The 24,242-nt window shown below is 65.7% G+C and carries 23 protein-coding genes; 5 read left to right on the forward strand and 18 right to left on the reverse strand.

What is annotated here, in order from left to right; genetic code table 11:
• Position 1 precedes the first annotated feature (1 nt).
• Both IY145_RS04625 and sucD read right to left on the reverse strand, forming a co-directional pair.
• On the reverse strand, positions 2–3,004 hold the full coding sequence (locus IY145_RS04625) for a 2-oxoglutarate dehydrogenase E1 component (RefSeq protein WP_196407130.1): 3,003 nt from the start codon (positions 3,002–3,004) through the stop codon (positions 2–4).
• A gap of 136 nt (positions 3,005–3,140) precedes the next feature.
• Positions 3,141–4,025: a succinate--CoA ligase subunit alpha gene (sucD, locus tag IY145_RS04630; RefSeq protein ID WP_196407131.1), complete on the reverse strand. Its 885-nt coding sequence runs from the start codon at positions 4,023–4,025 to the stop codon at positions 3,141–3,143.
• 344 nt (positions 4,026–4,369) lie between these two features.
• Here sucD and IY145_RS04635 point away from each other — a divergent pair, with 344 nt between their 5' ends.
• Positions 4,370–5,248, forward strand: a complete 879-nt coding sequence (locus IY145_RS04635) for an alpha/beta fold hydrolase (RefSeq protein ID WP_196407132.1) — start codon at positions 4,370–4,372, stop codon at positions 5,246–5,248.
• Positions 5,249–5,252: 4 nt separating this feature from the next.
• On the opposite strand, the gene IY145_RS04640 is transcribed toward IY145_RS04635, so the two are convergent.
• The 5 genes from IY145_RS04640 to IY145_RS04660 form a co-directional block, all read right to left on the reverse strand.
• Positions 5,253–6,191, reverse strand: a complete 939-nt coding sequence (locus IY145_RS04640; RefSeq protein WP_196407133.1) for a site-specific tyrosine recombinase XerD — start codon at positions 6,189–6,191, stop codon at positions 5,253–5,255.
• 7 nt (positions 6,192–6,198) lie between these two features.
• Complete coding sequence (locus IY145_RS04645; protein WP_196407134.1) at positions 6,199–6,342, reverse strand: oxidoreductase; 144 nt, start codon at positions 6,340–6,342, stop codon at positions 6,199–6,201.
• A gap of 127 nt (positions 6,343–6,469) precedes the next feature.
• Entirely contained in the window at positions 6,470–7,276 is an 807-nt protein-coding gene (locus IY145_RS04650; protein ID WP_196407135.1) for a L,D-transpeptidase, read from the reverse strand.
• A 186-nt stretch (positions 7,277–7,462) separates the two neighbouring features.
• The gene (locus tag IY145_RS04655) at positions 7,463–8,887 is read right to left on the reverse strand and encodes a histidine kinase (RefSeq protein WP_196407136.1); all 1,425 of its coding nucleotides are present in this window, start codon (positions 8,885–8,887) and stop codon (positions 7,463–7,465) included.
• Positions 8,888–9,063: 176 nt separating this feature from the next.
• Entirely contained in the window at positions 9,064–10,170 is a 1,107-nt protein-coding gene (locus IY145_RS04660) for an endonuclease/exonuclease/phosphatase family protein (protein ID WP_196407137.1), read from the reverse strand.
• Between the two features lie 136 nt (positions 10,171–10,306).
• Between IY145_RS04660 and IY145_RS04665 the strand changes: the two genes are divergently transcribed.
• Positions 10,307–10,618 carry a putative quinol monooxygenase gene (locus IY145_RS04665; RefSeq protein WP_196407138.1) on the forward strand — a complete coding sequence of 104 codons (312 nt, stop codon included), beginning with the start codon at positions 10,307–10,309 and terminating at the stop codon, positions 10,616–10,618.
• A 15-nt stretch (positions 10,619–10,633) separates the two neighbouring features.
• Here the strand turns inward: IY145_RS04665 and IY145_RS04670 are convergent, their stop codons facing one another.
• The 6 genes from IY145_RS04670 to ftsY all read right to left on the reverse strand — a co-directional run bounded on the left by IY145_RS04670 (position 10,634) and on the right by ftsY (position 14,854).
• A complete protein-coding gene (locus IY145_RS04670) occupies positions 10,634–11,638 on the reverse strand; it encodes a DUF4424 domain-containing protein (RefSeq protein WP_196407139.1) in 1,005 nt (334 codons plus the stop codon).
• Between the two features lie 16 nt (positions 11,639–11,654).
• On the reverse strand, positions 11,655–12,014 hold the full coding sequence (locus IY145_RS04675; RefSeq protein WP_196407140.1) for a VOC family protein: 360 nt from the start codon (positions 12,012–12,014) through the stop codon (positions 11,655–11,657).
• Positions 12,015–12,120: 106 nt separating this feature from the next.
• Positions 12,121–12,831 carry a DsbA family protein gene (locus IY145_RS04680; RefSeq protein WP_196407141.1) on the reverse strand — a complete coding sequence of 237 codons (711 nt, stop codon included), beginning with the start codon at positions 12,829–12,831 and terminating at the stop codon, positions 12,121–12,123.
• An 82-nt stretch (positions 12,832–12,913) separates the two neighbouring features.
• Entirely contained in the window at positions 12,914–13,069 is a 156-nt protein-coding gene (locus IY145_RS04685) for a hypothetical protein (protein ID WP_196407142.1), read from the reverse strand.
• 139 nt (positions 13,070–13,208) lie between these two features.
• The gene (locus tag IY145_RS04690; RefSeq protein WP_196407143.1) at positions 13,209–13,817 is read right to left on the reverse strand and encodes a septation protein A; all 609 of its coding nucleotides are present in this window, start codon (positions 13,815–13,817) and stop codon (positions 13,209–13,211) included.
• On the reverse strand, positions 13,814–14,854 hold the full coding sequence (gene ftsY / locus IY145_RS04695) for a signal recognition particle-docking protein FtsY (RefSeq protein WP_196407144.1): 1,041 nt from the start codon (positions 14,852–14,854) through the stop codon (positions 13,814–13,816). The genes IY145_RS04690 and ftsY overlap by 4 nt, the downstream gene beginning before the upstream one ends.
• A 146-nt stretch (positions 14,855–15,000) precedes the next feature.
• Here ftsY and IY145_RS04700 point away from each other — a divergent pair, with 146 nt between their 5' ends.
• On the forward strand, positions 15,001–17,079 hold the full coding sequence (locus IY145_RS04700) for a PAS domain-containing sensor histidine kinase (RefSeq protein WP_196407145.1): 2,079 nt from the start codon (positions 15,001–15,003) through the stop codon (positions 17,077–17,079).
• Positions 17,080–17,439, forward strand: a complete 360-nt coding sequence (locus tag IY145_RS04705) for a response regulator (protein ID WP_196407146.1) — start codon at positions 17,080–17,082, stop codon at positions 17,437–17,439.
• Between the two features lie 114 nt (positions 17,440–17,553).
• Here the strand turns inward: IY145_RS04705 and IY145_RS04710 are convergent, their stop codons facing one another.
• Positions 17,554–17,703: a hypothetical protein gene (locus IY145_RS04710; RefSeq protein WP_196407147.1), complete on the reverse strand. Its 150-nt coding sequence runs from the start codon at positions 17,701–17,703 to the stop codon at positions 17,554–17,556.
• A 199-nt stretch (positions 17,704–17,902) separates the two neighbouring features.
• Here IY145_RS04710 and IY145_RS04715 point away from each other — a divergent pair, with 199 nt between their 5' ends.
• Positions 17,903–19,900: an acetoacetate--CoA ligase gene (locus IY145_RS04715; protein WP_246721775.1), complete on the forward strand. Its 1,998-nt coding sequence runs from the start codon at positions 17,903–17,905 to the stop codon at positions 19,898–19,900.
• Positions 19,901–19,939: 39 nt separating this feature from the next.
• Here the strand turns inward: IY145_RS04715 and IY145_RS04720 are convergent, their stop codons facing one another.
• From IY145_RS04720 to IY145_RS04735, 4 genes are all read right to left on the reverse strand, one after another.
• Complete coding sequence (locus IY145_RS04720) at positions 19,940–21,841, reverse strand: methyl-accepting chemotaxis protein (protein WP_196407148.1); 1,902 nt, start codon at positions 21,839–21,841, stop codon at positions 19,940–19,942.
• 239 nt (positions 21,842–22,080) lie between these two features.
• On the reverse strand, positions 22,081–22,410 hold the full coding sequence (locus IY145_RS04725) for a cytochrome c (RefSeq protein WP_196407149.1): 330 nt from the start codon (positions 22,408–22,410) through the stop codon (positions 22,081–22,083).
• A gap of 43 nt (positions 22,411–22,453) precedes the next feature.
• Positions 22,454–23,671, reverse strand: coding sequence for an LL-diaminopimelate aminotransferase (locus IY145_RS04730; protein WP_196407150.1), 1,218 nt, complete (start codon positions 23,669–23,671; stop codon positions 22,454–22,456).
• Between the two features lie 81 nt (positions 23,672–23,752).
• Positions 23,753–24,124 (reverse strand): hypothetical protein, encoded by a 372-nt coding sequence (locus tag IY145_RS04735; RefSeq protein WP_196407151.1) that lies wholly within the window; start codon positions 24,122–24,124, stop codon positions 23,753–23,755.
• Positions 24,125–24,242: the final 118 nt, after the last annotated feature.

Consider the following 24,242-nt stretch of genomic DNA (forward strand, 5'->3'; position numbering starts at 1 on the left):
ATCACTCCGCCGCCAAAGAGATGCGCGTCGCAAAGGCCTCGTCGAGGAAGGCCCGCAGCTGCGCCTGATGCTTGGACATTGTGCCCGCCGCGGTCGAGGCCGAAGCCGGACGGCCGATGTAGCGAGCGCGTTTGGACTTGCCGCCGACCTGCGTCAGCACCCATTCGAGATAGGGCTCGACGAAGGACCAGGCGCCCATATTCTTGGGCTCCTCCTGGCACCAGAAGACATCGGCCTGCTTGAAGCGCGACATCATCGTCACCAGTCCCTTCAACGGGAAGGGATAGAGCTGCTCGACGCGCAGGAGATAGACGTCATTGGCACCGCGCGACTCGCGCTCCTCGAACAGGTCGTAATAGACCTTGCCCGAGCACAGGATCACGCGCGCGATCTTGTCGTCGGGCGCGAGGCGGAATTTTTCCGAGGGCTGCAACTCCGCGTCGTCGGAGATGAAGCGATGGAACATCGTCCCCTCGCCCATCTCGTCGAGACGCGACACGCAGCGCTTGTGGCGCAGCAGCGATTTCGGCGTCATCAACACCAGCGGCTTGCGAATGTCGCGATGCAATTGCCGACGCAGAATATGGAAGTAATTGGCCGGCGTCGAGCAATTGGCGACTTGCAGATTATCCTCCGCGCAGAGCTGCAGATAGCGCTCGAGCCTGGCCGAGGAATGCTCCGGCCCCTGCCCCTCATAGCCATGCGGCAGCAGGCAGACGAGGCCCGACATGCGCAGCCATTTGCGCTCGCCGGCGGAGAGGAACTGATCGAAGACGACCTGCGCGCCATTGGCGAAATCGCCGAATTGCGCCTCCCACAAAACCAGCGAGCGCGGCTCGGCGAGCGAATAGCCATATTCGAAGCCGAGCACCGCCTCTTCCGAGAGCATCGAATTGATGACCTCGAAACGCCCCTGCCCCACGCCGACATGATCGAGCGGCAGATAGCGGGCCTCGTCCTCCTGATCGATCAGCACGGAATGGCGCTGCGAGAAGGTGCCGCGCTCACTGTCCTGGCCAGAGAGGCGGACATTATAGCCTTCCGCCAGCAGCGAGCCGAAGGCCAGCGCCTCCGCCGTCGCCCAATCTATGCCGACGCCGCTGGTGATCGATGCGCGGCGCCCGTCGAGGAAGCGCTGGATCGTGCGGTGAATGTGGAAATTCTCCGGCGTCTGCGTCAGCTCCATGCCGATGCGGCGCAGAGTCTCGACCGGCACGCCGGTCTTGCCGCGCCGCTCGTCCTCGGAGGATTGATAGCCGGGCTTCACGCCCGCCCAACGTCCGTCGAGCCAATCCGCCTTATTGGGCTTATAGGATTGCGACGCCTCCATCTCCTGCTCGAGACGCTGGCGCCATTCGTTCTTGATCGCGTCGACATCCTCGCGCGTCAGCAGTCCTTCGGCGATCAGCCTCTCGCTATAGAGCTCCAGCGTCGTCTTGTGCGCGCGGATTTTCTTATACATCAGCGGCTGGGTGAACGCCGGCTCGTCGCCCTCATTGTGGCCGAAACGGCGATAGCACCACATGTCGATGACGACGGGCTTCTGGAACTGCTGACGAAACTCCGTCGCTATGCGCGCGGCGTAGACGACCGCCTCCGGATCGTCGCCATTCACATGAAAGATCGGCGCCTCGACCATCTTCGCCACATCGGACGGATAGGGCGAGGAGCGCGAATAGCGCGGGTAGGTGGTGAAGCCGATCTGATTATTGATGATGAAATGCACCGAGCCGCCGGTGCGATGGCCCTTCAGCCCCGACAGGCCGAAACATTCCGCCACGACGCCCTGGCCGGCGAAGGCGGCGTCGCCATGGATGAGCAGCGGCATCACCACGCGCCGCTCGGTCTCGGTGCAGCGATATTGATCCTGCTTGGCGCGCACCTTGCCGAGCACGACGGGATCGACGATCTCGAGATGCGACGGATTGGCGGTGAGCGAGAGATGCACCTTATTGTTGTCGAACTCGCGATCCGACGAGGCGCCGAGGTGATATTTGACGTCGCCCGAACCTTCCACCTCGTCCGGCAGAAAGGAGCCGCCCTTGAACTCGTGGAACAGAGCGCGATGCGGCTTGGCCATCACCTGACAGAGAATATTCAGCCGGCCGCGATGCGCCATGCCGAGCACGATCTCCTTGGCGCCGAGCGCGCCGCCGCGCTTGATGATCTGCTCCAGCGCCGGGATGATGGCTTCCGAGCCGTCGAGGCCGAAACGCTTCGTGCCCGTATATTTGACATCCAGAAACTTCTCGAAGCCTTCCGCCTCGACCAGCTTGCGCAGAATCGCCTTCTTGCCCTCCTCGGTGAAGACGATCTCCTTCTTCGGGCCTTCGATGCGCGCTTGAATCCAGGCTTTCTCCTCCGGATTGGAGATATGCATGAATTCATAGCCGATGGGGCCGCAATAGGTGCGGCGCAGGATCGCCACCATCTCGAAGACGCTGGCGTATTTCATGCCCATCACGCCGTCGATGAAGATTTTGCGATCGTAATCCTCATCGGTGAAGCCATAGGTCTCGGGATGCAGCTCGCCATGGTCGTGGCGCTGCTCGAGGCCGAGCGGATCGAGATTGGCGTGCAAATGGCCGCGCATGCGATAGGCGCGGATCATCATCAGCGCGCGCACGCTGTCGCGCGCGGCGCGCTGGATTTCCTCGGCCGAAGGCGCACGCTCGCCCGCCGCCGCCTTGCCCGCCGCGGGCTTGACCGTCTCGCGCGCCTCGCCGCCCAGCGCCGCGACGAGTTCGTCCGCAGGCGTCGCCGGCCAGCCGGGCCGCGCCCAAGACGGGCCGGCCGCAGGAGCCGCGTCTACGCCGAGGCTCGCGAAATAGTCGCGCCAAGCCGGGCCGACCGACGAGGGATCGGCCTCATAGGCTGCGAGCAGATGTTCGAGGTATCTCGCGTCGACGCTCTGCAGAAGCGAGTTCTGGGCAGAAGCGTTCCCGCGCGGCGAGGGCTGTTTTTCACCGCCCGCCGATCCGCCATTCGTCTCGAGACGCGCCATTCTGTTCAGTCTCCCGAGCGCAGAACTTTCTCGAAGTTGAGCGAAATCATTTTGACAATTCTTTAAAGATTTCGCCCCGCGCTCATATTTCGGGGGAGCGCGCCGGCGATTCGCCGACGCGCAATGTCGCCGAACCTCAGCGGTTCAGCGTTTCGACCAATGTCTTGCCGAGCCGCGCCGGAGACGGCGAGACGACGATCCCGGCCGATTCCATCGCCGCGATCTTGCTCTCGGCGTCGCCTTTGCCGCCGGAGACGATCGCCCCGGCGTGACCCATGCGCCGCCCCGGAGGGGCGGTGCGGCCCGCGATGAAGCCGACCATCGGCTTCATGCGGCCCCGCTTGGCCTCGTCTTTCAAGAACTGGGCCGCGTCTTCTTCGGCGGAGCCGCCGATCTCGCCGATCATGACGATGGATTTGGTGGCTTCATCGGCCAGAAACAACTCCAGCACCTCGATGAAGTCGGTTCCCTTGACCGGATCGCCGCCGATTCCGACGGCGCTGGTCTGGCCGAGGCCCTCGCGGGTCGTCTGGAACACGGCTTCATAGGTCAGTGTGCCGGAGCGCGAGACGACGCCGACGGAGCCGCGGCTGAAGATATTGCCCGGCATGATGCCGATCTTGCTCTCGCCCGCGGTGACGACGCCCGGGCAATTGGGCCCGATGAGGCGGGATTTGGAACCAGACAGAGCGCGCTTGACGCGGATCATGTCGTGGACCGGAACGCCCTCGGTTATGGCGACGATGAGCGCAATCTCGGCGTCGATCGCCTCGCAAATGGCGTCGGCCGCGCCCGGCGGCGGCACATAGATGACCGAAGCGTCGGCGCCGGTCTTCTCCCGCGCCTGCGCGACGGTGTCGAAGACGGGGAGGTCGAGATGCGTCGAGCCGCCCTTGCCGGGCGAGACGCCGCCGACCATGAGCGTGCCGTAACGCACCGCCTGCTCCGAGTGGAAAGTGCCGGTCTTGCCGGTGAATCCTTGACAGATGACCTTGGTGTTCTTGTCGATGAGGACGGACATTCGAGCCCCTGGGGCGTCGGGGCGCGTCAGCGCCGCCAGTCTTGTTCGGGGAACGCGCCCGCACAAATCACGGGCGGCGCGACGATCTGCTCGCTCGAAACGCGTTTTTCGCCGTTTCGAGGAGCCGCAACTGCAAATTATTGAGAAACGTCGCCCGCATCAAGGCTGAGTGGCGCGGAAGCGGGCTCAGCTCCTGCGCGAAATTGCGGCAGAATGCGCAGCCGCCGCCGTCGCCGGAGAATTTCTAGGCGCCGAGCCGACGCAGGAAGACAATCCGGCGCTGCGGCGCCTATATCCGCCGAGCGGCCGCCCGCGCGGGCGAGGAGCCGAAACCGAGGGCGCGAATGGACCAGCATAGCGTGCGGCGCGAAAGCCGCTTTCTCGCCGCGGACGACGGGCTGCGGCTCCACTATGTCGACTATTCGCCGGCGAGCGACAGCGAGACGATTCCCGTCGTGTGCCTCCCCGGCCTCACGCGCACGGCGCTGGATTTCGAGCCTCTGGCGCAGGCGCTGGCGGCGCGCGGCCGGCGCGTGCTGGCGCTCGACTATCGTGGCCGCGGCCTCTCGGAATGGGATGCGGACTGGAAACGCTACAGCCTGGACGTCGAGGAGGCCGATATTCTGGCCACGCTCGCGGCGGCGGGCGTCGCCTCGGCCGTCTTCGTCGGCACCTCGCGCGGCGGCATTCACACGATGCGCTTCGCCGCCCGCAGGCCGGAGATTTTGCGCGCGGCTGTCGTCAATGACATCGGCCCGGTCGTGGATGTCGGCGGGCTGTGGCGCATAAAGGGCTATGTCGGACGCCAGCCGGGCTCCGCCTCCATGGCGATCGCGCTGGCCGCGCTGAAGCTCGTCGCCGGCCCGCAATTCACCAGCCTCACGCAGCAAGAATGGGAGGAATGGGCGCGGAGCACTTTCATCGAGACGGACGGCCGGCTCCAGCTGCGCTATGATCCCGCGCTCTCCCACACTCTGGACGAGGTCGGGCCCGACAGCGGGCCGATCCTGTTCCACGAGGAGTGGAAGGCGATGGCGGCCATCCCGACGCTGGTGATCCGCGGCGGCAACTCCGATCTGCTCTCGGTCGAGACCTTCGCGGCGATGGGCGACGACCATCCGCTGCTCGAGCGGCTGACCGTGGCGGGCCAAGGCCATGCGCCGCTACTGCTCGACGCGCCGACGATTCGGGCGATCGGCGATTTCATAGAGCGGCGAGGGTGAGGGCTTAGTCGCCGAGCGGATGCAGGTCGCGCACCATGGCGCGGATGCGCTCGTCCAGCACATGCGTATAGATTTGCGTCGTCGAAATATCGGCGTGGCCGAGCAACTCCTGCACGACGCGCAGGTCCGCGCCATTCTGCAGCAGATGGCTGGCGAAGGCATGGCGCAGCCCATGCGGGCTGATGTCGCGAGACGGCAGCCCCGCCGCCGCGGCCGCGCTTTTGAGATCGCGCGCAAAGGCTTGGCGTGTGAGATGCCCCTCCGCGGCGTCCGAGGGGAAGAGGAAGGGCGACGACGCGAGCCCCGGCGAATGTTTCGCGAGCAATGCGCGATAGACGTTCAGCGCCGCCCGCGCTCGCTCCGAGAGCGGCACGAGCCGCTCCTTCGCGCCCTTGCCGCGCACAGTGACGAAAGGCTCGCGCGCACGCGCCGCGCTCGCCGGCAGGGATACGAGCTCCGACACGCGCAGGCCGCTGGCGTAGAGAGTCTCCAGCGCGGCGTAGAGACGCGCGACACGCATGCGTTCGCCGACAGGGCGCGCCTCGTCGTCGATCCCCTCCCGCGCCGTGTCGATGAGGCGCGTGACCTCCGAAATCGAGAGAATGTCCGGCGCGCTGCGATGGCGACGCGGCCCCTCCAGCGGCGCGGCCGGATCGTCGACGCGATAGCGGTCGACATAGAGGAATTTATGGAATTGCTTGAGCGCCGAGAGCCGCCGCGCGGCGGTCGCGCCGGTCATGCCGCGCGCCTCCAGCGCGGCGAGATAGGCGCGCAGGCCATCGGTCTCGACGCGAAGCGGATCGGCGCCGGTCTTCTCGAGAAAAGCGAAATAATCCTCGAGGTCGCGGCGATAGGCGTCGAGCGTGTTGCGCGCGGCGCCGCGCTCGGCGGCCAGCATGTCGAGAAAGGCGGCGATCAGCGGATGGCGCTTGCCGTCGCCCATCGAAGTCTCACTTGTTGAGGCGCTGCGGGGCGATCGACTGCGTCATTTCGCGCGGCTGCGGCGTGACATAGGCGACGAGCGCCAGCATGCCCGCATAGGCGAGCGCTGCGAGCACGCCGACAATGACCAGAAAACGGATGAGGCTGGGCAAGAATTGGGCCCTTTCGAGGAAAACGCATGGCAGCTATCGCCCGAAGCCGGCTGTTTTGCAACCGTCCGCGCGCCTCGGGAAATAGGCGCGCGCCCCCTGCTCCGCCATGGGCGACTTCTCGCCAGAGTCAACGAACCACCACTTTCGTTCCGACATGGACGCGGTCGTAGAGATCGACGACGTCGTCGTTCATCATGCGGATGCAGCCCGAGGAGACATTCTGGCCGATCGTATAGGGCTCGTTGGTGCCGTGGATGCGATAGAGCGAGGAGCCGAGATACATGGCGCGCGCGCCGAGCGGATTGGCCGGGCCGCCCTCCATGTGGCGCGGCAGATCGGGCCTTCGGGCGAGCATTTCGCCGGGCGGCGTCCAATCCGGCCACTCGGCCTTGCGGGAGATCGCCTTGACGCCCGCCCAGGTGAAGCCCGGCCGACCGACGCCAATGCCGTAGCGCAGCGCCCGCCCGCCGCCCTGCACGAGATAGAGGAATTTATTCCCCGAATCGATGACGATCGTGCCGGGACGCTCGGCACCCTCGTAATCGACCTCGGCGCGGAAGAAGACGGGATCGATCTGGCGCTGGACAGTCGCCTCCGGGGCGCCGAGAGCGGCGAGGCGCCGGCGCGGCTGCGGTTCCGGCGTCTGGCCGGTGACGAGCAGCTCGATAAAGCCGCCGCCATAGGCGCCGGGCGCCGCGGGCGGCTCTACCCGCGCCGCCAGGACGCGCGGCTGCGGCGCCGGCCGGGGCGGAACATAGGCTGGGGCCGGCGGCCGGGCGGCGGCGAGAACCGGCTCGGGCGCCTGCTCCGCGGCGGCGGGAAAGAGGCGGCCAGCCTCGGGCTCGCCTATGCCGGTGATGACGCGCGGCGCGGCGGTTGCGCCAAAGGAAGAAGCGAAAAGGATGGCGACGAGAAAAGAGACTCTTGTGGACATGGAACGCACTGCCCCCCGCGCCGCTGTAAGGATCGACGCGAACATCTTGCTCTAGCTGGACCGCCGGAAGAATAAACCCTGAATTTTAATCGTAAATCTGAAGCATTATTTATGGTTTACGAATATTAAACAAGCGAGTCGAAGCCTCCGCTTTCATAAACTCGTATCCCGATCATTCGTCTATAGTCATGGTGAACGATCTCTTTCGTCGATCTCCTCTTCCTCTGCTTCCTGCACCGGCAACGACACGAAGATTCGCAGGCCGCCGGTCGGACGGCTCTCGACCGTCATCCACCCGCCAAGCGCTTGCGCGCGCTCACGCATGCCCAGGAGCCCGCGGCCATATCGAGGCGGACCGGGCATGCCGACGCCGTCGTCCTCTACGACGATCTGCAGGACCGGAGCGCCGTCCTGCTCCTCGTCGCCGGCGCTCGCGGCGAATTCGATTCCGATCCGCGCGCGGCGCGCGTCGGAATGGCGAAAGACATTGGTCATCGCCTCCTGCACGACGCGATAGGCGGCGGAGAGAGTCGGCTCCTCTAGCGACGAGAGATCATGCGGCGCCGCGAGCTCGCAGAGAATATCCGGCCGGCTCGCCCGCCAAGACGCAATGAGCTCGTCGAGCGCCGTAGCGAGCCCGAATTCCGCGAGACCGCGTGGCTTCAACCTGCCGAGCAGGCCGCGGACGAGCGCTTGCATCGCCTCGCTCGCCTCGTTCATCTCGGCGCAAATCCGGCGGAGACGCTCAAGGTCGGGCGCAGGGCCGACCGTCATGTCGGACAGCGCGACCACGCCCGCGCGAATGGAAAAGAGACAGGGACCGGCTTCGTCATGAAGATCGCGGGCGATCTCTCTTCGCTCCTTTTCCTGGACGCGGAAGAGCTCGCTCATCAAGCTCTGGTTCTCGGCCTTCACCTGATCGAGAGTCGCGGCGAGCGAATTCAGCGCGCTGGAAATGCCGCGGAACTCACTCGCTCCGCGCAGCGCGACGCGCACATTGGACTTTCCCGCCTCGAGATCGGTGAGCGCGCGGCGCATGTCATCGAAAGGCGCGAGCGAGACATGAACCAATCCGAGAACGAGCGCGAAGAAGAGGAGCGTGGCCGCGAGGCTGATGAAGGCGAGCCAGGACAGATCGGACCATATCTCCGCCAATTCGTCGATCGGATTGGAGACAATGGCGACCCGTCCATCGCTGACGCCGCGGATCAGCACGGTCGGCAGGTTGCCGAGCCGCAGGATCGACACGCGCGTCGGCGCATCCACCAGAGAGACGAACCAATCCGGCACGCCGGCGCCGTCGTGGGCCTTCGGCGTCAGCTTGGCGAGCGAGGCGGCGTCCTCGCTGGCGAGAACCTTGATGTCGACATGGCGCAGCGCGCCGAGGCTCTCATAGAAGCGGCGCAACGCCGGAGCCGGATCGGCGGTCTCCTGGAGGCTGGCGAGCGCCGTCGCGAGCAATTCATGCGTCAGACGCAGAGTCGTCTCGTCTTCCGCACGAATTCGCGGCCCCGCATGCAGAACCAGAACCGCGACATTGACGAAAAGCGTCAGCAGTAGAACGACGCCGACGAGCCAGATCAATCCCGCCCGAAGCGACAGAGAGCGCATGAGTTTCCGTCCCGCCATGGACGACGACAGTACCAGGACGTCGTCGAGCATTCGATGCTGACATGGCGTTTCGCCGTGCGTCTACGGAGATTTCCCCGTCGTATCGTTCCTGTTTTTCCCGATGAACGCCAGAACAGCCCGAGCCAACCGATCGCAGCGCGGCACTCTGCGATCTTTCATAAATCGATCTCGGCGAAGATCGCCGCATGGTCGGAGGCGGCCTCCGAGGCTTTGGTGATCTCCGGATAATGCGGGAAGATCGTCCCGTTCTTGCCGCCCCACACGCCCTTGCGGAAAACGCCGCCGCCTTTCGCCGCGGCAAACAGCGCCGGCGACAGAAGAATATAGTCGATCTTGTTCGACGCCGCGCCGGCGGCGAAAGTGCCCGGCCTGCCGCCATCGTCGAAAGCGGCGTGCTCGCTGATATCCTTCAGATCGGTCTGGAGGATGAGCGGCGCCAATGGCGCGCTGTCCGGCGTGTCGTTGAAATCGCCGATGACGGCGACGAAATCCTCGCTCTTGCGCAGCGCGTCGTAAATCTCCTTCACCCGCGCCGCCTGCCGCTCGCGCTTGGCGTTGGAGGTCGTCTGCGAGCCGAAGCCCTTGCTCTTGAAGTGATTGATCAAGAGATGCAGCGTATGGCCCTTGGGCGTGCGGATTTCATAATGCGCGCAATCGCGGCTGAAGATGCGGCCGGTATTGTCCGCGTCGTCGACATGGCTGTGAATGGCGACGATCTCATAGCCCGTGCGCGAATAGAGGCCGACGTCTATGCCGCGATCGTCATTGCCGTCGATGAGCATGGCGTGGGCGTAGGGCTTTCCGCCCTCCCCCTTGATGACATTGTCGTTGAATCGCACCAGCGCCGGCCGGCTCTCCGCCTCGATGACGCCGAGCACATCGGCGTCGACATCGATGATGACGCGCGCGGTATTGCGCGTCGCCTCCTCGTTCACTTCCTCGCGCTTGAGCTCGACCCAGCCGATCCAGTCGTTGCGGCCGCCGGCGACGACCTCCATCCCGGTCTTGGCGCGCTTGACGAGATGGCCGCGATTTTGGCGCAAAATCGCGAAAGGGCCGCCGTCGTCGGATTTGTCGAGCTTCAACTCGCCGAGCAGCTTGATGATCTTCTTCTTGTCGGCGCCGGTATAGACGGGCTTGCCGAGAATGGCGGAGAGCTCGGCCTGCGCCTCCAGCGCCTTCTTGCCGTCGGACCAGGTCTCGCCATTGAGCGCATGGGCGCGCAGGAAGAGATTTTCGAGATTGTAGGACGCGAGCTTCATGGGAGGGCCCCGAAACGAAGCGGAAAAGACAATTCATGCAACGGCCGGCGGCGCCGACCTGCGAATATAATCATTGTCCACGATTTGTTTCAATAATGCGATGTCGCGCGAAAAAAGCGCGGGAAGAGGTCGTTTCATGTCGCAGAGCCGCATTCTGATCGTCGGAACCATTCGCATCCCGCCGGGCTCGCTCGAGCGGGCGCGACCGGCGATGGAGGCGATGATCCGTGCGAGCCGCGCGGAGCCGGGCTGCCTCGCCTATTCCTATGCGGAAGACGTCATGGAGCCGGGCCTCGTCCGCGTGACGGAAATATGGGAGAGCCGCGCGGCGCTGACCGCGCATTTTCAGTCCGACCATCTGCGACGATGGCGCGCGTCCTGGGAGGCGCTCGGCGTCGCCGATCGCCGGCTCGTGTCCTATGAGATCGGCGCGGGGGAGCCGAGCTGATACGAAGCCCGCCGCTCACTTCGGCGCGTCGACGATGAGAATGTCGAGATCGCGCGTCGGCGTGAAATCGGTCTTGTGGACTTCGAAACGCGTCGGGCCGGTCTTCACGACGCCGCTCTCGCAGAAGCTCACCAGAGCGGCCGCGTCGCCCTTGTCCACGGTGAGGCGGAAATCGCCGATCGGCCCCGCCCAATTGGCGCCGGTCTTCAGCACATAAGCGATGCGGAACTCCGGCGGCGGCGCGCCGCCATTCTTCTTCGTCAGGGCGGCGACGCCGGCGATGAAGGATTTGTCCGGGCAAAAGCGCGTCTGATAATCCTTCGTCTCGGCGGCCGTGCTCGATTTCGCGCCCACGCCCGTCTGCACGGAGCCGCCGACGCTCGGCGCATAGGCGTGCTCGACAGCGATTTCGCGGCCGGCTGGAAAAGTCTGCTCCCAATAATAGGTCGTCTTCAGGCTCCATTCGGGCGCGACATGATGCTCCATGCCCTTGCCCTGGTCGTAATCATCCGGGCGGACGAGCTTCTCCTTCAGCAGCAGACGCTCGACCTCCTTCGGCAGCGCGTCGAGCGCCGCGGCGGCCGCCCTCGAACGCGGCTGCAGCGGGACGCCGAGCGCCTGCAGCCGCTGCGTGACCTCCCTCCCGCCGAGAAAGGCCTTCTGCTCGATCTGCGCGACGACCTCGCGCCCCTCGACGAGCGTGCGAAACTTCAGGAAATTGTCGGCGTCGCCGTCCGGCACGGAGATATCGCTCGACTCGCGATAGTCGAGCTCCGGCAGGGGAAAGGCGACGGTGACGGTCCGGTCCACGGCGGCGCGGTTGAAGAAGCGGTAGCGCGCCTCGATCCGCTCGCGCGAAATGGACAGATCCTCGGAACGCATTTCTATGTCGGCGTCGGCGAGGAGAACCAGACCGCCGGTCGTCAGCGCCGCCGTGGAGTCATTGGCCAGCGCCGACGCGCCGCCGAGGCCGAGCGCAGCGAGCAACAGCCTCGCCGCGCGCAGTTCCATTCGCGTCATCGACATCCTCCCGCGCTCAGTCGGCGACGGGCTGCGCCAGAGAGAGCTGATAGCCGCTGTCGTCCAGAAGGCCGAACTCGCGCACGCCATAGTCCATCGTCGCGATCGGATAGACGATGCGGACGCGATCCTTCAGCCGCTCCCATAATTCGTCGACATTGTCGACGCCGAGATAGATCTCTCCGGTGAAATGCGGCCCCTGCCACGCCTGATGCGCGTCGGGCGGCGCCAGCATGATGTCCGCCGCCCCCGATCTCACCCGCGCAAAACTCTCCAATTTGAGCAGGCAGACGAAGCCGAGCTCCTCGACGTAGAATTTCACGGAACGGGAAATATCTTCGGTGGCGAGCGAAATGGAAATGGTTCGAAGGGTCATGCGGTCGTCTCGAATGTCATTCCCGCGCGACGCGGGATCGGCGCACGCAAACTGCTGGAGATCGCCGCGAAAGTCGAGTCGAGACGCCCAGGGATCAGCCACAGGATCAGCCGCAGGCCGGCGCGTCGCATTTGCGGCTGGCGGCAACCATGCGCGCGATCGATTTGGGGCCGGGATAGCCGACTATGCCGACCGAGCTCAGCGCGAAGGATGGCGAGGCGACGAATCCGAGATCGGCGGCGAGCTGGATATGGCGCTTGACCACGCCGCCGATCATGTCCGAATTCGCGGAGGCCTCGATCGCAGAGGCGTCGAGACCCATCGTCTTCGCGACGGAGAGGGCGCCGACTCCGTCGTTCGACCCACGATGCGCGAATAATTGCTTGTGAAACGCATAGGCGCGCTCGGGTCCGTAGAGGCGCAGGACCGCCTGTTGAACTCTGGCGGTCAGAAAAGAGCCGAGGCCGAGGACGGCGTTATTGGCGAGGCCCAGCCGCAAATTCTTGTCCTTGCTCACGAGAGCGTCGAGATCGGCGGCGGCCTTGCGGCAATAGGGACAATTATAGTCGAAAAACTCGACCAGAACGACATCCGCCTCTTTCGAGCCATGCCAGACGATTCCCGGCAGGTCGGAGGGCGAGAACTCGGACGGCAATTTGTAATTGGCGACGGGCTTTCCATCATCGGCGGCGAGCGGATAGAGGCCGTCCTCCTGCGCCTGCGCGGGTCTAAGGAGCGTCTTCGCGGCCACGGCCCCGAGGAGCGAGCCGAGCATGAGACGGCGGCTGAGCGCGTCGATGGGGCCGTGGTCGGTCATGAGCCTGCGCTGCTTTGGTGGCGTGGGCTCGACTACCACAGATCGCGCCGGCGCAGCGAGACATTCTCGGCGTCTGCGCCGCTCAGCCGCACCAGCCGCCGCCGCAGATCACCGAATGGACAGCCCCCGCGCCGACCGGCCCCGAAGCGATGGCCGCCTCCGCATCGAAGAGCGAGAAAGCGGCGCCGACGACGATCGCAACCAGGAGAGCGACGAAGAGCTGGGCGAATTCGGTCATGGCGAGCGTCCTTCTCGTCGGAACGGCCGCATCGGCGGCGAACGCCGTGACATTTAGCGTCGCCGCCGGCGGGCGCCTGTGTGAGATCGCACAAGACGCGTCGGACGAGAAAGAGAGGAAAATCCGTGAGGTTCCGCGCTCAGAAATGGCTGTCCGGCGCCTCGGCGCCGTCGTCCTTCTGCTCGTGGCGCATCATCAGCGGGATTTGAGCGAATGCGAAGAGAAGCGTCAGCGGCAATATGCCGAAGACCTTGAAATTCACCCAGACGTCGGTCGCCACGCTGCGCCGCACGAATTCATTGAGCACGGCGAGAAAGAAGAAGAAGAACGCCCAGCGCCAGGTGAGCTTGCGCCAGCCGGCGTCGTCCAGCCGGAAGGCGGATTCGAACACGGTGGGCAGAAGCAGCTTGTCGAACCATAGCGCGCCGAGCAGCGCCGAGCCGAACAGGGCGTAGAGGATCGTCACCTTCAGCTTGATGAAATTCTCATCCTGCAAAAAAAACGTCAGCGAGCCGAAGACGAGCACGAACAGCGCCGTGACCATGGGCATGGTCGGCAGATGGCGGGTGATGGAATAGGAGATGGCGAGCGTCGCCACCACCGCGACCATCAGCGCCGCCGTCGCCTGGAAGATGCCGAACTTCTGATTGACGATGAAGAACAGGACCAGCGGCCCCATCTCCAGCGCGAACTTCAATCCGGGGTGAAGGCGCCTCTTGGCCGGCGCTGCGGCTGTGTCTTCGGTCATGTCGTCTGATCGCCTGTTTCGGCGTCGGATTCGAGCCCGGCTATTGCGCGGGCGAAATCGCGCGCGGTGAAGGGCTCGAGATCGTCCGAGCCTTCGCCGACGCCGATGAAGTGGATGGGGAGACCGTATTTTTCGGCGATCGCCACGAGAATGCCGCCGCGCGCGGTGCCGTCCAGCTTGGTCATGACGAGGCCGGTGACGCCCGCCGTCTTGCCGAAGGCGTCGACCTGGGCGATGGCGTTCTGGCCGACGGTCGCATCCAGCACCAAGAGAACGGCGTGCGGCGAGTCCGGCTCGGCCTTTTTCATCACGCGCACGATCTTGGCGAGCTCGGCCATCAGCTCGGCGCGGTTCTGCAGGCGGCCGGCCGTGTCCATGAGCAGAATGTCGGAGCCGCGCTCGCGCGCCGATTTGATCGCGTCGAAGGCGAGGCCGGCGGCGTCCGCGCCCTCCGGCGCGTAACATACGGGCGAGTTGAGCCTTTCGCCCCAGATGCGGAGCTGCTCCACGGCGGCGGCGCGGAAAGTGTCGCCGGCGGCGAGCATCACTTTCTTGCCCTCGCCGGTCCATTTGGCGGCGAGCTTGGCGATCGTCGTCGTCTTGCCGGAGCCGTTGACGCCGACGACGAGCACGATGAAGGGCTTTTTCGTCTCGTCGATCTCGAAGGGACGCGCGACGGGCTCGAGCGAGCGCTCGACCTCCTCGGCCAGAATGGCGCGCACCTCGTCCGGGCCGATCGTCCTCTCATAACGCGCGGCGCCCACTTTGGCTGCGATGCGCTGCGCCGCGGCGACGCCGAGGTCGGCGCGGATCAGAACGTCCTCGAGCTCCTCGAGCGTCAGAGCGTCGAGCTTGCGCTTGTTGAAGAGGTCGGCGATGCCCTGGACGATCGCCTGCGAGGAGCGCGACAGCCCCCCGGTCAGCCGCTCCCACCAGGAGCGCTTCTTCGGCCGGTCGACGCCGGGCTCGACGGCGGGCGTCCCGCCGCGGCCGAACAGCCGCGAGAAGAGTCCCTTTTTTTCCTCGGCTTCGCTCATGGTCCCTCTCGGTCGCGGCCGATTGCTACACCAGCCGGCAGCGAAGGGCCAGCGGCGCGTTTCGCCGCGGCAGGGTTGAATAGGCGAAACGGCGGCTCGATATGACACGCGGGGGCTGGCTCTGATCGACTGGTGGGTCGTCGAAAGTGACAGCCGGCGCAGCCTGGATCGACGTCGCGGAAAGGCGATCCGGAGGGTTCTTCTTCGGAGACAGCGAAACCGCTGCGGCGATCGCCGCCGCCAATTGGACGAGATCGCCGCTCGGCCTGCCGCAGACCTGGCCGAAGCGCCTGCGCGTCGCGCTGGAAATCTGCCTCAACAGCGCCTTCCCCATCGCCATCTTCTGGGGGAACGAGCTCTGCCTCCTCTACAATGACGCCTATCACGGCCTGCTCGCCGACAAGCACCCGCGCGCGCTCGGCCGGCCGGCGCGCGAGGTGTGGCCGGAAATCTGGGACGTGATCGGCCCCATGCTGCAGGGCGCGCTCACCGACGGCCTACCGACGCGCTCGGAAGACCTGCAGCTGCACATGATGCGCAACGGCCGCCGCGACGAGGGTTATTTCACCTTCTCCTACAGCCCCACCCCCGACGACGACGGAACGATCGGCGGGGTCTTCTGCCCGGTGGTGGAGACCACCGATCGCGTCATCGGCGAGCGCCGGCTGCGCACGCTGCGCGATCTCGCCGCGCTGAGCCGCGCCGAGGACGAGGGCGAGGCCTGCCGCCTCGCCGCCAGCGTGCTCGCCGTCAATGGCTACGACCTGCCCTTCTCGGCGATCTATCGTTTCGACGAGACGCGCGGCGAGGCGGAGCTGATGGCGACGACGGGCGTCAAGCCGGGCGGACGCGTCGCTCCGCATCGCATTCCGCTCGGCGATCCCGATCCGATCCGCGGCGACATATGGGGTCTCGCCGAGGTCGCGCGGCTCACGCCCGGCCGGGTCGCCATTCGCACGATCGACGCACGCTTCGGCGAGCCGCCTTGCGGCCCCTGGCCGGCGGCGCCGGACGAAGCCGTGCTGTTTCCCATCGTGCTGCTCGGCCAGGATCGCGCCGTCGCGGCGCTGATCGTCGCCGTCAATCCGTTCAAGCGGCTCGACGCGGCCTACGCCTATTTCCTCGATCGCGTCGCCGCCAAGATCGCCTCGGCCATGACCGACGCGCGCGCCTATGCGGCGGAGCGCGAGCGCGCCGAGGAGATCCGCGTGCGCGAGCTGGCGTTGCGCCGCACAGAGGCGGAGCTGCGCGAGGCGCAGCGGCTCGGCCGCATCGGCAGCTGGCGCTGGAGCGGACGCCATGACGATCGCGGCGGCGGCTCGCCCTATCTCGCGCGCATCTTCGGCCTCGATCCCAATGCGCCGCCGCCGAGCTTCGCCGAGCAGAAAGGCCTGCTCTACGCCCCCGCCGATTGGCAGCGGCTCGACGCCGCGACGCGCGAGACGCTGCGCACAGGCGAGGGTTTCGAGCTCGACCTCCCGGCCCATCGCGCCGACGGCGCCGCCATTCATGTCACCATTCGCAGCGAGGCGGTGCGCGACGAGCGCGGCGCGATCGTCGGCCTGCGCAGCACGGTCCAGGACATCACCGAGCGCAAGCAGGCGCAGGAGCGCGTCGAGCTGCTGCTGCGCGAGGTCACCCATCGCGCCAAGAATCTGCTGACCGTGGTGCGCGCGGTGGCGCGCCAGACGGCGCGACGCGACTCGCCAATGGCCTTCGCGCAGCATTTCGATCAGCGCATAGCGGCGCTCGGCGCCAGCCATGATCTGCTGGTGCAGAACGAATGGCGCGGCGTCGAGCTGCATGCGCTGACGCGCTCGCAGCTCGCCCATTTCCGCGATTTGTTCGGCTCGCGCATTCGCATGGAAGGCCCGACGACGGTGGTGAAGCCGGCGGCCAGCCAGGCGATCGGCATGGCGCTGCACGAGCTCGCGACCAACGCCGGCAAATATGGCGCGCTCTCCAACGACGTCGGCGTCGTGCGCATCGCCTTCGGCGTGACCGACAAAGGCGACGCCCCGCATTTCGAGATGGACTGGCGCGAGAGCGGCGGTCCGCCGGTGGTCGCGCCAAAGCGCCATGGCTTCGGCCATATGGTGATCTTGCAAATGGCCAAGCATGCGCTCGGCGGGCATGTGACGCTCGATTATGCGCCGACCGGCGTCGTCTGGAAGGTGAGCGCGCCGCTCGACAATGTGATCGAGCCCGCCCAGGGAGAGGATTAGATGAACGCGAACGAACCCATCCGCATTCTCGTCGTCGAGGACGAGCCGGCGATCGCAGCCGATCTCTGCTTCGTCGTCGAGGAGGTCGGTTACGAGATCGGCGGAACGGCGAGCTCGGTCGACGAGGCGCTGAAGCTGATCGAGGACGAAGACATAGACGGCGTGATCCTCGACGCCAATCTGCGCGGCGTGTGCAGCTCCTGCGTGGCCGACGCGCTGCGGGCGAAGAAGCTCCCCTTCTTCGTGCTGTCGGGCTATCTGCAGCGGCAATTGCCGGAGCAGCTCTCCGGCGCGCCTTTCCTCGCCAAGCCCTATGACCAGGAGGAGCTCACCTCGCGCATATTGGCGCTGGCGAAGTAGCGCCCGGCGGAATGGACGCGCGCGTCGTCGCCGCCGCCCACGCGCAATGCCGGAGCCCTCACCCTCCGACGTGTCCGCGTCGCAGACCCGCCTCGGGCGAGAGCCCCGAAATCATCAGCGGTGATGATGGTGATGATGGTGATGATGGTGATGGTGGTGGTGGTGATGGTGGCTGTGCTTGTAGTGGCGCGGATGGGCCGAGGCGGCGAGAGGCGCCAGCGCTACGGCGCAGCCGAGAGTGAGAATCGCAATCAATTTCTTCATGAGTCGTCTCCGATGCAGAGAGCGTCCAACCGGACGCGCCCGAGGGGACAATGCGGCGGCGAATATGAACAAATGCCGAATGAGCCGCCGCGGCGCCCAACATAGGGGCGCCGAGCCCGAAACCAAAGCTTGTCGCCTTGCCCGCCCCCGGCACAAAATACGCGGGCCGATCCCCTATCGCGCGGATTTGCGAGCCTCTATGAGTTGGCGGACGCTCCACGCCGCGCCCAAGGACAAGTCGATGCCGATCTGGAAACCCGATCTCGATCGCCAGAAAAACGCCATTCTCACCCGCTTCGCCCAATCCATCGAGGCGACCAAGCCCTTCGCCGAGAGCTTCGACTATGACGGGCTCTTTCACTGGAGTCTTACGGATTCGCCGCAATTCTGGTCCGCGATCTGGGACTTCTGCGGCGTTCTCGGCGAGAAGGGCGAGCGCATTCTCATCGACGCCGACAAAATGCCCGGCGCGCGCTGGTTCCCGGACGCGCGGCTGAACTTCGCCGAAAATCTGCTGCGCCCGCGCCCCGCGGACTCCGAGGCCATCGTCTTCTGGGGCGAGGACAAGGTCGAGCGCCGGCTCTCCTTCGGCGAGATCGTCGCCCGAGCCGGCGCGCTCGCTTCCTATTTCCGCGCGCAGGGCGTCGAGCCCGGCGACCGCATCGCCGCCTATATCCACAATGGGCCGGAGGCGATCATCGGCATGCTGGCGGCCGCATCGCTCGGCGCAGTGTGGTCCTCCTGCGCGCCGGAGTTCGGCGTGCAAAGCGTGCTCGATCGCTTCGGCCAGATCGCGCCGCGCATTCTCATCGCCGTCGACGGCTATTTCTACAAGGGCAAGACGCTCGACCGCGCCGATAATCTGCGCGAGATCGCCGGCAAGCTGCCCAGCGTGCAGAAAATCCTGCTGGTCCCTTATACGAAGACCGCGCCCTCGCTCGACGGGCTCGCGAATGCACAGCTCTGGTCCGACGCGATCGCCGCGCATGAAGGCGCGGAGCTGCGCTATGAGCGCCTGCCTTTCGACCATCCGCTCTACATCATGTTCTCCTCCGGCACGACGGGCGCGCCCAAATGCATCGTGCATGGCGCCGGCGGCACGCTGCTGCAGCATTTGAAGGAGCATCGGCTGCAGAGCGACATAAAGCCCGGCGACCGCTTCTTCTACGCCACCTCCACCGGCTGGATGATGTGGAACTGGCTGGCGAGCGGCCTCGCCAGCGAGGCCACGCTGCTGCTCTACGACGGTTTCTTCAACGCCGGCGAGGATGGCGCGATATTGCTCGACTTCGCCGCCAAGGAGAAGGCGACCTTCTTCGGCACATCGGCCGGCTATTTGAAGCAGATCGAGAAATCCGGGTTGAAGCCGCGCGAGAGCCACGACCTCTCCCGCGTGCGGACGATCGCCTCGACCGGCTCGCCACTGCTGCCCGACAGCTTCGATTACGTCTATCGCGACGTCAAGGAAGACGTGCAGCTCGCCTCGATCAGCGGCGGCACCGACATCGTCTCCTGCTTCGTCGGCGGCAATCCCTGGAGCCCGGTCTATCGCGGCGAGATTCAATGCGCGGGACTCGGCATGGCGGTAGAGGTGTGGGACGAGGAGGGCAAGCGCGTCACCGGCCATGAAGGCGAGCTCGTTTGCACGCAACCTTTCCCGTCCATGCCGATCTATTTCTGGAACGACGCCGACGGCGAGAAATATCGCAAGGCTTACTTTTCGGAACATCCGGGAATCTGGCGTCATGGCGATTTCGCCACGCAGACGGAGCACGAAGGCTTCCTCATCCACGGCCGCTCGGACGCCACGCTCAATCCGCAGGGCGTGCGCATCGGCACGGCGGATATCTACAATATCGTCGAGCGCCTGCCGGAGGTGCTCGAATCTCTCGCCATCGATCAAGAGTGGGAAGGCACGACGCGCATCGTGCTGTTCGTGAAGACGCGCGAAGGCGCGGAGCTAGACGACGCGCTCGCCGCGCGCATCAAGCGCGAATTGTTCGAGAAAGCCTCGCCGCGCCATGTGCCCTCGGTCATCGTCGCAGCGCCGGATTTGCCGCATACGCGCTCCGGCAAGCTCGTGGAGCTCGCGGTGAAGGAGATCGTGCATGGGCGCCCGGTGAAGAATGTCGGCGCGCTGTCCAATCCGGAAGCGCTCGACTTTTTCGCAAATCTTCCGCAGCTCGCGGGCAAGTGAGCCGTCCCCTCTCCCGCAGAGCGGGAGAGGGCAAATCCATTAGAACTCGGTCCAATCCTCGTCTTGCGCCGGCTCCGGCTTGCGCACGGCCGCGCTGGACCGCGACGTCGCGGTCCGCTTCAGCATCGGCCGCGCCGCGGAGGGCGCGCGGGTCTCGATCTCGCCGATCTTGAAACGCGCGACGAGCTGCACCAGCTCGGCGCTATCCTCGGCGAGCGAACGGCTCGCCGCATTCGTTTCCTCGGACATGGCCGCATTCTTCTGCGTGACCTGATCGATCTCCTGCACGGCGGTGTTGACCTCGCGCAGGCTCGTCGATTGCGCCGCGGCGCTCGCCGCTATGCCGGTGACGACGACGTCGATGCGATTGACCTGCTCGACGATGCGATGGAGCGAAGCGCCCGTCTCGGCGACGAGCCCGACGCCATCCTGCACGCGGGCGTTGGAGACGGCGATCAGATCCTTGATCTCCTTGGCCGCCTCGGCCGAGCGCTGGGCGAGCGAGCGCACCTCCGTCGCCACCACGGCGAAGCCGCGGCCGGCCTCGCCCGCGCGCGCCGCCTCGACGCCCGCGTTGAGCGCCAGAAGATTTGTCTGAAAGGCGATCTCGTCGATGACGCCGATGATCTGGCCGATCTGCTCGGAAGATTTCTCTATGCCGCTCATCGCATCGATCGCCTCGCCGACGATCTTCTCGCCCTTGACGGCGTCCGTCTTGGCGTCGCCGACGATCTCGCGCGCCTCGACGGCGCTCTCCGCCGCCTTGCGCACCGTGCCGGTGATCTGGTCGACCGCCGCGGCCGTCTCGGCCAGCGTCGCCGCCTGCTGCTCATTGCGCTGCGAGAGATCCTCGGACGCGCGGGCGATCTCGCGCGTGCTGGAGCCGATCGCGCCGCTGGTCGCCACAATTCCGCGCAGAGTGTGCTGCATGCGCTCCACGGCGGTGTTGAAGCGCGCGCGGAGCTTCTCGTAATCCTTGATGAACTCCTTCTCGAGCCGCACCTCGAGATCGCCCTCGGCCAGACGCTCCATGGCGGCGGTATATTCGGAGAAGAAGAAATCGCGGTTCTCTATATACCATTTCGCGCCGGCGGCTTTCTCCTCCAGCTTGCTGGCGGCGGCGGCGTTCTGCTCGGCGGCGCGCGTCTCGGCGAGGCGGACCTCCTCGAGCTTGTCGCGGAATATGGCGACGGCGTCGCGCATCTCGCCGATCTCGTCGCTGCGGTTCATCACGGGCGGCTTGTCCAATATCTGGCCGCGCGCGAGCTTGGACGTGTAATCCGCGAGCGTGACGATCGGCCTCACGACATGGCGATGCGCGATCAGGCCCGCGCCCGCGAGAAGGCACAAAATAGCGATCGTCGCCGCGAGGCTCGCGACGTCGGAGCGATCGCCGAGCAGAGTGGCGTCCTTCTCCGCCGACAACGCAAAAGCATTCGCCAAATCGGTTTGGCGCGTCTCGACTGCGCGATGCGCGACGAAGCTCGCATCGAGACGACCCATGGAGGCGGTCACGCCGGCGCCGTCGCCGCGCTCGAGCGCCGGAAGAAACGCATCGATCTCACGCCAAAAAGCGTCGGCCGCCTCTGCCGCCGGCCCTTTGACGAGCGTCGTCAGCTCGGCGGGCAACAGCGTCGACTTGGACCAGAAGGCGCGACGCTCCTCATATTGCTTGCGCAATGAAGCGAGGCGCGTTTTCGCCTCGCGCGCGTCGATCCTGTAGGAAGCGGCGAGTTCGACGTCGAGATAGGCTTCCAAGAGGGAGAGCGGAGGCGGCAGCGCGTCCGCGACGAAATCCTTGCCGGCGGCGATCTTCTGATAGACGTGTCCGCCGATGCGCAGCTCGTCGAGAATATAGCGTCCAGCCCCGGCGGTCGCCAGGAAAGCGATGAATGCGACAGCGGCGAGCAGGCTCGCGGCGCGAGCAATGGAAAGGCGCATCGACAGTGCCTCCGAGAGGAAGCCGCTCGGAGACATTCCAGTCCTGGCGGCGGGAAAAGTTTCGAGGGGGAGCGAAGGTGTCGGTCCGCGGAATTATCCGCGACCGGAACAGCCGGATCGACGCCGGAATGGCGGAACGGCGTCATGCCTCCGAGCGCATGGCCGCCACCTGCGCTCGATCCTCCATGCGACGAAATTACACAGGACGGATTAAGAAATCATGCGATGCGCTCGAGAGGTCACTTGCGCTGGATCGAAGTGAGATAAGCGAGCAGCGCCTCGATCTGGCCGGGCGAGAATTCGAAGCGCGGCATGTCGAGCCCGCCATGGCCGACGACTATGCCCTCGGCCAGCGCCTCCTCGAGATTGTCGAGCGGATATTTTTTCGCAAGCGTGCGGAAGGGCGGCGAGGCCGGATTCGGGCTCTTGCCGCGCGCGCCGATCGCGTGGCAGCGGCTGCAATTGGCGTTGGCGATGGCGCGTCCGCGCTCGATCTGCTTGTCCTGCGCGAATGTCTCGCGCGGAATGAGGAGGAAGGCGGCTGCGGCCAGAACCAGAATGAAACGCATGGACGCCTTCCCCTCTTCTACTGCGGATGCGCGGCTTCGCGCGTCAGCCGCGCGCTTGCAGCGGCACGACATTGTGCAGCGTCGTCTCCGCGCCCTCGAAGAAGCGGCGCAGATTGCGCGCCGCCTGGCGGATGCGCTGCTCGTTCTCGACGAGCGCGAGACGAAGATATCCCTCGCCATGCTCGCCGAAGCCGACGCCCGGCGCCACCGCCACATCCGCTTTCTCGATGAGGAGCTTCGAAAATTCGAGGCTGGTCATGCCGGAAAAGCGCTCCGGGATCGGCGCCCAGACGAACATGGACGCATCGGGCGCCGGAATCGTCCAGCCCGCCTGCGCGAAGCTCTCCACCATCACGTCGCGGCGCTTCTTATAGATGGCGCGCATCTCCTTGATGCAATCGTCCGGGCCGTTCAGCGCCGCGGTCGCCGCCACTTGGATCGGCGTGAAGGCGCCATAGTCGAGATAGCTCTTCACCCGCGCCAGCGCCGCGCAGAGCCGCTCATTGCCGACGGCGAAGCCGATGCGCCAGCCGGCCATGGAGAAGGTCTTCGACAGCGAGGAGAACTCGACCGCTATGTCGATCGCGCCATTGACCTGAAGGATGGACGGCGGCGGATTATCGTCGAAATAGACCTCGGCATAGGCGATGTCGGAGAGCACGAAAATATCGTGCCGCTTCGCGAAGGCGACGAGATCCTTGTAGAAATCGAGCGAGGCGACCGTCGCCGTCGGATTGGCCGGATAGCAGACGACGATGGCGATGGGCTTCGGAATCGAATGCGCGACGGCCTTTTCCAGCGCATGGAAGAGCTGCGGCGTCGGATCGGCCGGCACGGAGCGGATGACGCCGCCCGCCATCAGAAAGCCGAAGGCGTGGATGGGGTAAGAGGGATTGGGCGCGAGGATCACATCGCCGGGCGCGGTGATCGCCTGCGCCATATTGGCGAAGCCCTCCTTGGAGCCCAGCGTCGCCACCACTTGCGTCTCGGGATCGAGCTTCACGCCGAAGCGGCGCTCGTAATAGCCGGCCTGAGCGCGGCGCAGCCCGGCTATGCCCTTGGAGGCCGAATAGCGATCGGTGCGCGGACGGCCGGCCGTCTCGACGAGCTTCTCGATCACATGGCGCGGCGCGGGCAGGTCCGGATTGCCCATGCCGAGATCGATAATGTCGGCGCCGCCGGCGCGCGCCTTGGCCTTGAGCCGATTGACCTGCTCGAAAACATAAGGGGGAAGCCGCTTGATGCGATAGAAGTCCGACATCGCCGATATCCGTTGAAAGCTCCGCCTGCCCCTTTTTCGAGGCGCGGCGGACGATTGTGACGCGAAACCCTTTCGAAAGAGCTAGGGCCGTTTCGTCTCGGCGCGCCTTTCTTTCGGCGCGTCGGGAATTTTGACGCGGGCGGCGCGGGCGCGATTGGCGGCGGCCGCGGCGGCGAGCTCCTTCTCGAGCGAGGCGGCGCGGGCGGCGCTCTTCTTGGCGTCCTTCTTGACGTCGGCCGCCGGCGTCGGCGCGGCGAAGGGCGTGTAGCCCGTCGCGCCATTGCGCGAGCGCTCGACGAAATCGGCCGGCGGCGGCGGCGGACGGCGCATGTCGACGCCCTCGAAGAATTTGCCGATCGATTGGCCCACCGTCTCCGACCCGGCCTCCTGCGCGCGCGCGCCGCCCATGGCGACGGCGAACAGGGTCAGGCAGATCGCGAAACGCGAGATCATCGGCTTCTCCAGACAGCTGGCTTTCGTCATAGAGCGACAATGAGGCTTTGATAAGGGGGCTTCCGCCCTTCCGCGACGCATCGCCGCGCTTAAGTATTGGAGGAAGCGCTTTTCTCCG

The sequence above is a fragment of the Methylosinus sp. H3A genome, assembly GCF_015709455.1.
GTDB lineage: Bacteria > Pseudomonadota > Alphaproteobacteria > Rhizobiales > Beijerinckiaceae > Methylosinus.